12 protein-coding genes are annotated in these 11,253 nt (G+C 71.1%); 10 read left to right on the top strand and 2 right to left on the bottom strand.

From position 1 onward, the window contains the following. The first annotated feature begins 69 nt into the window (after positions 1 to 69). From GAS53_RS22410 to der, 9 genes are all read left to right on the top strand, one after another. The gene (locus GAS53_RS22410) at positions 70 to 1,062 is read left to right on the top strand and encodes a serine/threonine-protein kinase (RefSeq protein WP_225859035.1); all 993 of its coding nucleotides are present in this window, start codon (positions 70 to 72) and stop codon (positions 1,060 to 1,062) included. A gap of 160 nt (positions 1,063 to 1,222) precedes the next feature. After that, complete coding sequence (locus tag GAS53_RS22415; RefSeq protein ID WP_225859036.1) at positions 1,223 to 1,507, top strand: hypothetical protein; 285 nt, start codon at positions 1,223 to 1,225, stop codon at positions 1,505 to 1,507. Positions 1,508 to 1,636: 129 nt separating this feature from the next. Beyond that, positions 1,637 to 2,548, top strand: a complete 912-nt coding sequence (locus GAS53_RS57640; protein ID WP_151479456.1) for a hypothetical protein — start codon at positions 1,637 to 1,639, stop codon at positions 2,546 to 2,548. Positions 2,549 to 2,580: 32 nt separating this feature from the next. After that, entirely contained in the window at positions 2,581 to 3,345 is a 765-nt protein-coding gene (locus tag GAS53_RS22425; protein WP_151479457.1) for a vWA domain-containing protein, read from the top strand. Between the two features lie 87 nt (positions 3,346 to 3,432). After that, positions 3,433 to 4,200 (top strand): PP2C family serine/threonine-protein phosphatase, encoded by a 768-nt coding sequence (locus GAS53_RS22430; RefSeq protein ID WP_151479458.1) that lies wholly within the window; start codon positions 3,433 to 3,435, stop codon positions 4,198 to 4,200. A 118-nt stretch (positions 4,201 to 4,318) separates the two neighbouring features. Continuing rightward, complete coding sequence (locus GAS53_RS22435; protein WP_151479459.1) at positions 4,319 to 5,524, top strand: protein kinase domain-containing protein; 1,206 nt, start codon at positions 4,319 to 4,321, stop codon at positions 5,522 to 5,524. A gap of 112 nt (positions 5,525 to 5,636) precedes the next feature. After that, positions 5,637 to 6,332, top strand: a complete 696-nt coding sequence (cmk, locus tag GAS53_RS22440; protein WP_151479460.1) for a (d)CMP kinase — start codon at positions 5,637 to 5,639, stop codon at positions 6,330 to 6,332. Then, positions 6,290 to 7,006, top strand: a complete 717-nt coding sequence (locus GAS53_RS22445; RefSeq protein WP_192583235.1) for a lysophospholipid acyltransferase family protein — start codon at positions 6,290 to 6,292, stop codon at positions 7,004 to 7,006. The genes cmk and GAS53_RS22445 overlap by 43 nt, the downstream gene beginning before the upstream one ends. A gap of 73 nt (positions 7,007 to 7,079) precedes the next feature. Then, the gene (gene der, locus GAS53_RS22450) at positions 7,080 to 8,549 is read left to right on the top strand and encodes a ribosome biogenesis GTPase Der (RefSeq protein WP_151479461.1); all 1,470 of its coding nucleotides are present in this window, start codon (positions 7,080 to 7,082) and stop codon (positions 8,547 to 8,549) included. A gap of 112 nt (positions 8,550 to 8,661) precedes the next feature. On the opposite strand, the gene GAS53_RS22455 is transcribed toward der, so the two are convergent. Continuing rightward, the gene (locus tag GAS53_RS22455; protein WP_151479462.1) at positions 8,662 to 9,096 is read right to left on the bottom strand and encodes a hypothetical protein; all 435 of its coding nucleotides are present in this window, start codon (positions 9,094 to 9,096) and stop codon (positions 8,662 to 8,664) included. A gap of 101 nt (positions 9,097 to 9,197) precedes the next feature. Next, entirely contained in the window at positions 9,198 to 9,974 is a 777-nt protein-coding gene (locus GAS53_RS22460; protein WP_151479463.1) for a hypothetical protein, read from the bottom strand. 568 nt (positions 9,975 to 10,542) lie between these two features. Between GAS53_RS22460 and GAS53_RS22465 the strand changes: the two genes are divergently transcribed. After that, a complete protein-coding gene (locus tag GAS53_RS22465; protein ID WP_151479464.1) occupies positions 10,543 to 11,166 on the top strand; it encodes a LysM peptidoglycan-binding domain-containing protein in 624 nt (207 codons plus the stop codon). Positions 11,167 to 11,253 lie beyond the last annotated feature (87 nt).

Raw genomic sequence — 11,253 nt, forward strand, 5'->3', positions numbered from 1 at the left:
TGTTCGGGGCACACTCGGTATCTCTCCGCATCTCTCCGTGCGAATGAGGTGGGCCGTGTGAGGACGCCGGTGAGTGATCCCCTGCGGGTGGGGTCCTATCGCATCGTGGGGCGGCTCGGGTCGGGTGGCATGGGGTGGGTGTATCTCGCCCGGTCGCCCGGTGGGCGGGCCGTGGCGGTGAAGGTGGTGCGGCAGGAGTTCGCGGCCGACCCGGAGTTCCGGCAGCGGTTCGCGCGTGAGGTGGCGGCCGCGCGGGCCGTGGGTGGTGCCTTCACCGCGGCCGTCGTCGATGCCGACCCCGAGGGCGATCCGCCCTGGCTCGCGACCGTGTACGTACCCGGGCCCGCGCTCTCGGAGGCGGTCCGTGCGGCGGGCCCCTTCAACGAGGCGCAGGTACGCGTCCTGGGTGCGGGCCTGGTCGAGGCGCTCCAGGCCATCCACGCCGGCAAGGTCGTGCACCGGGATCTCAAGCCCGCCAACGTCCTGCTGGCCGCCGACGGACCCCGTGTCATCGACTTCGGTATCTCCCTGGTGTCCGGAGCGCCCAAGCTCACCAGGCCCGGCTTCGCGATGGGCACGCCCCACTACATGTCGCCCGAGCAGCTCACGGCCGGGCCGGTCGGCCCGCCGAGCGACGTCTTCTCGCTGGCCGGGGTACTCGTCTACGCGGCGACGGGACACTCGCCCTTCGGGGACACCGACGGTGTGATCTACCGGGTCCTCCACGGAGACCCCGTATGGGACGGAGTGCCGGACGGGCTGCGCGGCATCCTTGTCCGCTGCCTCGCCCGGCTCCCCGAGGAACGGCCCCGACTCGACGTGCTGCTGCGGGAGTTCCTCGCGGGCGTCGGGGACGCCGCCGACTGGCCCCCGCCCGCGGTCTCCGAGGCCATCCGGGCCCGGGTCAAGGACCTCGCCACCCGCGTCGACCCGGGCTCCGACCCGGATCCCGGGCTGCCCCCGAGCGTTCCCTCCTGTCTCCAACTGCACGCGCAGGCGCTGCTCGACGCCGGGCTGACCGGTTCCATGGTCGTGGAGGCGGTGCGCCGTGGCGCACGCTGAGGCCACTTCCGGACCGGTGCCCGAAGTAGGCACCCACTGGCGGCAGTTGGTCGAGAACTGGGCGGGCCACAGCCGCGCCAGAGCTGCCACCTCGGATGCCACTTCCGTCACTCTGGAATTCGCCGTGCCGGAAACGGGACGCGTGGTCACCATCCGTTTCATGACCACCAGAGAATTACTTGTCGCCTTCATGACGGACGGTCATGTTCTGCGGGAGGATCAACTGGCCCTGGCCGCCGCGGCGGCGAATGCCTGGAATACCGAACAACTGATCCCCATGCTCTCCGTCTGGGACGTCCGCGGCCCGCATCCCTGCCTCGCCGGAGTCTGCGTACTCCCGCTCACCAGCCGTATGACACCGCGGGACTTCGACCGGCTGGCCAGTGACTGGGCGGAACGCGCGAGGCAGATGTTCACCAGGTGCCAGGAGGTGTTCGGGCTCTAGAAGCGGGACTTCATGAGGCGGTCACAGCCGGCTGCGCGAACGGATACGAAATCCCCCGACAGCTATCCGGCGGGCCGGTATTCGCCTCTAATATGCGATGTGCTTTTCCTGCGCCCGAACGGGGGTGTCATGGGTCGCGGAATCATGCTCATCGCTTTTCTCGTCACGGTGTTCCACCTGGTGCCCGCCGCAACGGCGGTCGCCGCCGACTGCTCCGGCGATCAGGTGCTCTGCTGGGCGGAGTCCAGGGCCGGCGGCAAGCCCCTGGACCTGGTCGTCGACCGGAAACTGAACTTCGGCAAGGAGGGCTGGACCGCGCTCGAACAGGCGGACCGCCATGCCGAGCTCGGCACCGTCTCGGTCGCCGACTCGGCCGCCACGGGCCCCGGCGGCACCGTGCTGTTCCTCCTCGCCGAGAAGCGCAGGGTGGGCCCGAAGAGCGTGGTGAGCCGCCTGGACAAGGACATCAGGGACGCCCTGAAGGCCTCGCGTGCCTGCGGCCCGCCGTGCAAGAGCACCGTCTCTCTGCTGGCGCGGGACGTCGAGGGCCGGGAACTGCTCGCCGACGGACTGGCCGAGGAGGTCGGCAGGGATGCCGGGAAGCCCGGCACCGGTTCCGGGGACGACTCCTTGCTCTGGCTCACTCTCGGCGCGGCCGCCGTACTCCTGCTCCTCCTCACCCTCCTCACCCTGGCCGTGCGCCGCACCCGGGTCAGCCCCGCCCTGGCCGTGGCCGGGCCGGGCCCCACCCCGGGACCCCGCCACCGCGCCGCACCCAGGCCCCCGCCGCCCGTACGGCGGCATCGCGAACCCGAAACGCCCAGACGTACGGCCGCCGTACGCACCGAACTCCACCCCCAGGGGTACGTCGAACTCGACCATTGCCTCTACCGCGCCGAGTGGACCGACCCCGACACACCGCCGCCGGCCCTCGGCACCCTGGTCGACGTGACGGACCCCGGCGGAACGCCGGGCGACCCGGACGTTCTGATCGTCCTCCCGCGCAGCCGCCACCGGCGAGCCGCGGACGACCACGCCTGACGCCCGAACCACCTGCCCTGCGGGAGACTCCCATGCGCAACGAACGCCAGCCCAAGACGCTCCCGGCGTCCTACGCGGACATCGAATTCGAGAACAACGCGCAGCGCCTCCCGCTGGTGCTCTGCCTCGACACCTCGAGCTCCATGGCCGGCGCGCCCATCCAGGCACTGAACGACGCGCTGCACGCCTGGACCCGCGAACTCCACGACGACGTCAGCCTCAGCTACAGCGTCGAGGTCGCCGTCGTCACCTTCGGCGGGCACGGCGTGTGCGCCTGGAGAGGGGCGCAGCCGCTGCCCCCGCAGACGCCCGTGAGCCCCTTCGTGCCCGCGCACGCCTTCCAGGCCCCGGTCCTCGGCGCGGCGGGCGTCACCCTGCTCACCGAGGCCCTCGAACTGGCCGTACGCGTCGTCGCCGCCCGCAAGACCGAGCTGCGCGCCTCCGGACTGCAGTACTACCGCCCGCAGATCTGCCTGGTGACCGACGGACTGCCCACTGACGGCACCGGTCACTGGACCAACGCCTGGCAGCGCCTCGTACCGATGCTCACCGACGACCAGCAGGCCCGGAAGTACCGGCTGTACGCGATCGGGGTCGGCGACATCTCCGACATGGGGGAGCAGGTACTCAGAGCGCTCGCGCCGAACTTCAACGCTCGGCTGCACGGCTTCCCGTTCCGCGAACTGCTGCAGATGATGTCGGCCAGCGCCAACGCCGAGCAGCGGGGCGCCGGCGACGAGGTCTTCGAGAAGATCTTCGCCCGGTTCAGGACGCAGCGCCCGGCCTGGGAAGCGTGAGTCGGATGGCCGGGCTCTGGACGAGCGGGATGGCCGGACCTCGGACGAGCGGGATGGCCGGGTGAGCGGCATGAGCGGGGTGGCCGGGTGAGCGCGACCTGGAGGGTTCACGGGCTGAGTGTCGAGGGCTATCGGCACCGGCAGAGCGGTGTGCCGTGCCAGGACGCCTGGGGGCAGGCCGTGTCGGATGCCGTCACCGTCCTCGCGGTCGCGGACGGCGCGGGCAGCCGCAGCCGCTCCGACGAGGGGTCCCGGCTCGCGGTCGACCTGGCCACCGAGCATTTCGCTCGCCGGGCGGCCGAGCCCTGCCCGCCCGGCGAGGCCGCGTGCACCCTACTGGCGGACGCCTTCCGCGCGGTCTGCAAGGAGTTCCTCCACCGCACGGGCGGCGAGGCCTACGACTTCGCCACCACGCTCACCGTGGTGGTGCTCACCCCGGCCTGGCTCGGCCATCTCTCGGTCGGCGACGGATTCGTCGTACTCCGGGCAGGCCGTGGCCGCGACGGGGAGCGGCTGTTCCATCTGCTTCCGCAGCCCGCGGCCGTCAGCGAGTACAGCAACGAGACCGTCTTCCTCACCTCGCCGGGAGCCGAGGACCGGGTGAGCACCGCGTGCGTGCTCGACGACGGCGTCGACGGGGTGCTGCTGTCCACTGACGGGCTCGCGCAGGCCGCGCTGGGCGGACGGCCACCGGTGCCCAACGCCTCCTTCACCTCGGCGGTCCTCCGGTCCCTCGACATCCCGGGCGCCGATCCCGAGGAGGACGAGGACGATCTGGCGGCGCTGCTCCGCTCCGACCGGCTGACCGCCCTCAACGGCGACGACAAGACACTGCTGAGGGCGGTCAGGACATGAGCCGGGGCTTGGATCGGGACATGAGCCAGGACTCGGATCGGGACATGAGCCGGGACTCGGATCGGGACATGAGTCAGTACATGAGCCAGGCCAAGACGGACTCGACGGGACTCGGCGGATGACGGACCAGACCGGACCAGGAGTCCTCCTCAACGGCCGGCCCGTGGTGCTCGGACCGCAGCCCATCAAAGGCGGCGGTCAGGCGACCGTCTTCCCCGTCGCGGGCCACGACCGGATCGTCGTCAAGCTCTACCGCGAGCCGCCGGGCGCCGAGCAGGAGCGCCGCCTGGAACGCATGCTGACCATGACCCCGCTCGGCGGCCGCCCCATCGGCCCCGGCCAGCCGCCCGAACTGGCCTGGCCCACCGCGGTGGCCCGCGGCTCCAAGGGCGAGTTCCTCGGCTACGCGATGCGCCGGTTCGGCGAGCCCGGGCACGTGCAGCTCGTCGGTCTCTTCACCCGTGCCCAGCGGCTGCGGCTGTTCCCCGAGCAGACCGACTGGCGGTTCATGCTCGGCGTCGGCTGGAACCTCGCCTTCATGACCGCGCGGATGCACCACGAGGGCCTGATCGTCGGCGACTTCTCCAGCAACAACGTGGTGGTCGACGCCAACGGCTTCGTCACCTTCCTCGACTGCGACTCCATCGCCTTCACCGACCCGGCGACGCGCGAGGAGTTCCCCTGTCTGATGCAGACCGCCGACTACGCCGCCCCGGAACGCCTCGCGGGCGGCCCCGCCACCCGGCAGAGCGACGACTTCGCGCTCGCGGTGCTGATCTACCAGCTGCTGACCGCCGGGAACCATCCCTTCGGCGGCGTACCGCACGACAGCGAGTCCGAGACGACGGTCAAGGACAACATCGCGGCCAGCCGCTCGTACGTCGCCGAGCCCGGCTGCGTGATCATCCCGCGCGGAGTCATCGACCCGACCGTCCTGCCGCCCGCGCTGCTCACCCTCGCCCAGCGCGCGTTCGGACCCGGCGTGACGGACCCGGCCGCCCGGCCCCAGGCGCAGGAGTGGCTGCGCGCCCTGGACGAGGAGCGCCGTCTGGCCCGGGTCTGCCCGGACCGGCCGCGGCACAGCTACGGCTCCCATCTGACCGCCTGCCCCTGGTGCGCGCGGGCCGCGGCCACCGGGCACGACGTGTTCAACGACACCGTGCCGAGCGTGCCGACCGGGCCCCGGACGAAGCAGATGAAGCTGCCGCAGCAGATGATCCCGACGCAGCAGCCGAGCGGTGCGCGCTCCCTCGCCATCGGCCTGACGATCGTGCTGGCCATCCTGGTGCTGGTGATCATCGTGGCGGCGGCCCAGGGGGCGTGACGGGGGTGCCGAAGGGGCCGTAAAACGGGGTCCGGGAAGCCAGTAACCTTGTTCGGGGCGCGATCGCGCCCGTACCAGCCCGCCACCCCGTACCAGGAAGGTGCCCGCACCCGTGGAAACCACCGCCGCCCGGACCGCTCCGGCCGTGATTGTCGCCATCGACGGTCCCTCCGGCACGGGCAAGTCGAGCACCTCCAAGGCCGTCGCCGCGCAGCTCGGCCTGAGCTACCTGGACACGGGCGCCCAGTACCGGGCGATCACCTGGTGGATGGTGAACAACGGGATCGACGTCACCGACCCCTCCGCGATCGCGGCCGCGGCCGGAAAGCCCGACATCGTGTCCGGTACGGATCCCTCGGCGCCGACGATCACGGTCGACGGCACGGACGTCGCGGGCCCGATCCGCACCCAGGAGGTCACCTCCAAGGTGAGCGCGGTCAGCGCCGTGCCCGAGGTGCGCGCCCGGATCACCGAGCTGCAGCGCTCGATCGCCTCGGCGGCCGAGAGCGGCATCGTGGTCGAGGGCCGGGACATCGGTACGACCGTGCTGCCCGACGCCGACCTGAAGATCTTCCTCACCGCGTCGCCGGAGGCGCGCGCCGCCCGCCGCAGCGGCGAGCTCAAGGGCGCCGACATCCACGCCACCCGCGCGGCCCTCATCAAGCGGGACGCGGCCGACTCCAGCCGCACGACCTCGCCGCTCGCGAAGGCGGACGACGCGGTCGAGGTGGACACCTCCGACCTCACGCTGCAGCAGGTCATCGAGTGCGTCGTCACACTCGTCGAGGAGAAGCGGGCCGCGAAGTGACCCAGGCTCCCTCCGCGCAAGCTCCCGCCTCGAAGGCCCCCTCCGTACGCGGTGCCGAGGTCGGGCGCCGCATCGGCGTCGGCCTGATGTACGGGCTGTGGAAGCCGCGCGTCCTGGGCGCCTGGCGGGTCCCCGCGACCGGCCCGGTCATCTTCGCCGTCAACCACTCGCACAACATCGACGGCCCGATGGTCATGGGCGTGGCGCCCCGGCCCACGCACTTCCTGATCAAGAAGGAGGCGTTCATCGGTCCGCTCGACCCATTCCTGCTCGGCATCGGGCAGCTGAAGGTGGACCGTGCGATCGCCGACCGCACCGCGATCACCCGGGCGCTGGGCGTCCTGGAGAACGGCGGCGTCCTCGGGATCTTCCCCGAGGGCACCCGGGGCGAGGGCGACTTCGCCTCACTGCGCGCCGGGCTCTCCTACTTCGCCGTCCGCAGCGGCGCTCCGATCGTCCCGGTCGCCGTCCTGGGAAGCACGGAGAGACGCGGACGGTTGATAAAGGGGCTGCCCCCGCTGCGCAGCCGGGTCGACGTCGTCTTCGGCGACCCCTTCCAGGCGGGCGACGGCAGCGGACGGCGTACGCGCAAGGCGCTCGACGAGGCGACCGTACGCATCCAGAAGCAGCTCACGGCGCACCTGGAAAACGCCAGGCGTCTGACCGGGCGCTAAGAGACACTTGAGTAGTGGATCACCCCATACGGGGCGTTCCACCGATCACCACGATGAACGAGGTACGGACTTCATGAACGACCAGATCCAGCCCGACGGCTCGGAGCACGAGCACGGGGCGCTTGGCGATGCCGAGTACGCGGAGTTCATGGAGCTCGCCGCGGTAGAGGGCTTCGACGCCGAGGACATCGAGGGCGCGATCGAGGCGGCAGGCCACGGCCCGCTCCCGATCCTCGCCGTCGTCGGCCGCCCGAATGTCGGCAAGTCGACCCTGGTGAACCGCATCATCGGCCGCCGCGAGGCCGTCGTCGAGGACAAGCCGGGCGTCACCCGCGACCGCGTCACCTACGAGGCCGAGTGGGCGGGCCGCCGCTTCAAGCTCGTCGACACCGGCGGCTGGGAGCAGGACGTCCTCGGCATCGACGCCTCTGTCGCCGCGCAGGCCGAGTTCGCGATCGAGGCGGCCGACGCGGTGGTCTTCGTCGTGGACGCCAAGGTCGGCGCCACGGACACCGACGAGGCGGTCGTACGACTCCTGCGCAAGGCCGGCAAGCCCGTCGTGCTGTGCGCGAACAAGGTGGACGGACTGAGCGGCGAGGCCGACGCCGCGTATCTCTGGTCCCTCGGTCTCGGCGAGCCGCACCCCGTCTCCGCGCTGCACGGCCGCGGCACCGGCGACATGCTGGACGCCGTCCTGGAGGCGCTGCCCGAGGCTCCGGCCCAGACATTCGGTATGGCGGTCGGCGGGCCTCGCCGTATCGCCCTCATCGGCCGTCCGAACGTCGGCAAGTCGTCACTGCTGAACAAGGTGGCGAACGAGGACCGCGTGGTCGTCAACGAGGTCGCGGGCACCACCCGCGACCCGGTCGACGAGCTCATCGAACTCGGCGGTGTCACCTGGAAGTTCGTCGACACGGCGGGCATCCGCAAGCGTGTCCACCTCCAGCAGGGCGCCGACTACTACGCCTCGCTGCGCACCGCCGCCGCCGTCGAGAAGGCGGAGGTCGCGGTCATCCTGATCGACGCCACCGAGCCCATCAGCGTCCAGGACCAGCGCATCGTGACCATGGCCGTGGAGGCGGGCCGCGCGATCGTCCTCGCCTTCAACAAGTGGGACAACCTCGACGAGGAGCGCCGCTACTACCTGGAGCGCGAGATCGAGACCGAGCTCGGCCAGGTCGCGTGGGCGCCCCGGGTGAACGTCTCGGCGCGTACGGGCCGGCACATGGAGAAGCTGGTCCCGGCGATCGAGACCGCGCTGGGCGGCTGGGAGGCGCGCGTTCCGACGGGCCGGCTGAACGCCTTCCTCGGTGAGCTGGTCGCCGCCCACCCGCACCCGATCCGCGGCGGCAAGCAGCCGCGCATCCTCTTCGGCACACAGGCGGGCACGAAGCCGCCGAGGTTCGTGCTCTTCTCCTCGGGCTTCATCGAGCACGGCTACCGCCGCTTCGTGGAGCGCCGGCTGCGCGAGGAGTTCGGCTTCGAGGGCACGCCGATCCACATCTCGGTGCGGGTGCGCGAGAAGCGCGGCAAGAAGAAGTAACCGGACGGCCTACCTCCGGACCCCGGACGGACCTTGTCCGACACCGGACGTGCCTTGTCCGGACAGGGGAAAGGGCGACCTGCACAGTGCAGGTCGCCCTTTCCCCTGTCCGTCAGCGTTCCCGGCGCGGTCCGGGCGGCAGCGCCGCCGGGATCAGACCCGTGGTGTGCTGCCGTGCCACCGGCTGCCAGACGGCCGCGGGGGGCTGGTTCTGGTGCGTGGACATCTGCCCGGTCTGGTGCTGACCGGCGCCGTGTCGCGTGCCGTACGAAGTCGACGTGTACGAACCCGAGTTGTACGAGCCCGTGCTGAGCAGGCCCGTACCGTGCTGGCCCGAGCTGTGCGGGCCGGTCCCGAAGGCCGTGAAGCCGAGATCCTCCTCGCCGCTCCGGTCGCCCGGCAGGGTCCGGAAGGACCTGCGGTACTCCGCGCACAGCGCGTCGTAGATCGGCGTGGCCGAGGGGCTGCCCGCAGAGTCCTGGGGCGGCCGCATGGCCGGGATCGGGGACGTGTACGGCAGGCGGCGGGGGGCGTCGTAGGTGTGCACGTATGTGCCAACGACCCCGCCGCCCTTCGGATGCGGCCGACGGTCCGCTTGGGCAGGTCACCGGGAGTGTGCCCGGCGCATTCGGGGAGCCGGGCCCGCGCTCAGGTACCGGCCAGGGGCATCGCGCTCGCCACCAGCTTGCCGTCCGCCGCGGCCTTGTCGAGGGCGTCGCGCAGCAGGTCCTCGCGGGGCTGGCGGCCGATCGAGCCGACCGGGGCCGCGAACAGCAGCACCTGCTGGTGCTTGTTGGCGGCCGCCCGCCAGCTGTCGGTGACCTGGAGCGGCTGGTGGGCCTGCCACCAGGCGACGGGTGAGCCGCCGCCGGTACCGGGCTGCAGGACCGCGTGCAGCTGGCCCATCGCGAGCAGTACGGACCAGCCGTGCAGCACGGGCGGCACCTCGGTGAGCCGGCTCACCGGCATGAAGCCCTGCTCGATGAGGAGCGGCAGGAAGTCGTCGCCGCCGTCTCCCGTCGCGCCCGGGCGGGCGATGCGCCCGGTCGGTTCGACGACGAGCGCGGGATGCAGCTCGCCGCCGAGCAGGACGAGTCCGCTGGTGACACCGAGGACGGCCTGCTCGGGCTGTGCCTCGGCGGGACGCTCGTCGCCGGTGATGGAACGGACGGCCCCCTGCAGTTGCTCCTCGGTCACCTGGACGACCTGCGAGGGCAGGCAGGTGGCGTGGGCGAAGGCGAGTACGGCGGTCTCGTCGCCGATGAACAGGACGGTGCTGGTGCGCTCCTGTTCGGAGTCGCCCTGGGTGCGGCAGGACGTGCAGTCGTAACTGCCCGGGGCGTTCTCTCCGGCGAGCAGCCGGTCGGCTTCTTCGTCGCCGATCTCGGCGCGTACGTCGTCGCTGACGTCGAGCATGCGCGGCACGGGTGGCTCCTCGGGATGCGGTGCGTGGTGTGGTCGGGTGGCTCCCGGCCCATGAACCGGACGGGTTCCCGGCTCATGAAGAAGACAACGGACGATCTGTGGCCGGAGTCACGCCCGAGAGCGAACGGAATCGAACCATCCGGAGCACAGGGTGAACCCGGCTGCGGAATCCGTTACTCCACGCCAACTTCTCGGATTTCCAAGGAAGTTGATCGGGTGAGGTGGGTCACAGATCGTCAGGGATGGTGGTCGACAAATCCGGAAATCGGCGAATGAAGTGGGTAGCTCAAATTCGACGATACCCCCGGTAACGGCGAACTGGCCTGGAATGACAAGGAGTTGGTTGATATAGGGCCTCTCGGCTCCCTACATTGCTCCGCCGTGTGCAGCGAGCACCGCTCGGGTACGTCCGCCGGCCGCACCAAAGCCAGCAAGAAGCATCAGTACAAGCATCATCAGCATCACCAGCACCACCTCCGGCGGACGGGGCGGAACGGAACGATCGCGTCGAAACGCGGGGAATTCCGGACCGTTTTGGGGGACCCCGGGTCCTTCGAGAGGGAAATACATGTCCGAATGTGCCGATAACACTCGTAAGACTCGTACGACGGCGGTCCTCGCCGGGGCGGCGCTGCTCGCCCCGCTCGGACTGCTCGCCGCGAACGGCAACGCCGCAGCGGCGGACGGCGGAGTGTGGGACCGTATCGCCCAGTGCGAGAGCGGCGGAAAATGGCACATCAACACCGGAAACGGCTACTACGGAGGACTCCAGTTCTCCGCCGGCACCTGGCGCGCGTACGGCGGTTCGGCCTACGCGTCCACGGCCGACAAGGCCTCCAAGGCGCAGCAGATCGCTGTCGCCACCAAGGTGCAGCGTGGGCAGGGCTGGGGCGCCTGGCCCATCTGTTCGGCACGCGCGGGCGCGTCCGGCAGCGCGCCGGCGACGTCCACGCCCAGCGCCGACACCAGCACCAAGGCAGCCCCGTCCAAGCCGGCGAAGGCGCCGGAACGTTCGACGGGCCACACCGGCCGCGGCTCGTCCCGCGGCGACTACACCGTCCGCAGCGGCGACACACTGAGCCGGATCGCGGCGCGGCACGGGACCACCTGGCAGCGGATCTACGCCGCCAACAAGGCCGTCATCGGCGGGGATCCCGACGTCATCGTCCCTGGGCAGCGGCTGGAGCTCTGAGACTCGGGCTCTTGAGTCCCGGGCTCTGAGCCGGACTCCCCTTGCCCTCGGGCCCGGGGCCCCACCCGGTCCTCCGACCGGGTGGGG

This window comes from Streptomyces albicerus (genome assembly GCF_008905045.1).
GTDB lineage: Bacteria > Actinomycetota > Actinomycetes > Streptomycetales > Streptomycetaceae > Streptomyces > Streptomyces albicerus.

Coding starts and splice junctions, on each gene's coding strand:
- GAS53_RS22415 (WP_225859036.1), top strand. CDS start 1,223: ATGACCACCAGAGAATTACTTGTCGCCTTCATGACGGACGGTCATGTT.
- GAS53_RS57640 (WP_151479456.1), top strand. CDS start 1,637: ATGGGTCGCGGAATCATGCTCATCGCTTTTCTCGTCACGGTGTTCCAC.
- GAS53_RS22425 (WP_151479457.1), top strand. CDS start 2,581: ATGCGCAACGAACGCCAGCCCAAGACGCTCCCGGCGTCCTACGCGGAC.
- GAS53_RS22435 (WP_151479459.1), top strand. CDS start 4,319: ATGACGGACCAGACCGGACCAGGAGTCCTCCTCAACGGCCGGCCCGTG.
- der (WP_151479461.1), top strand. CDS start 7,080: ATGAACGACCAGATCCAGCCCGACGGCTCGGAGCACGAGCACGGGGCG.
- GAS53_RS22465 (WP_151479464.1), top strand. CDS start 10,543: ATGTCCGAATGTGCCGATAACACTCGTAAGACTCGTACGACGGCGGTC.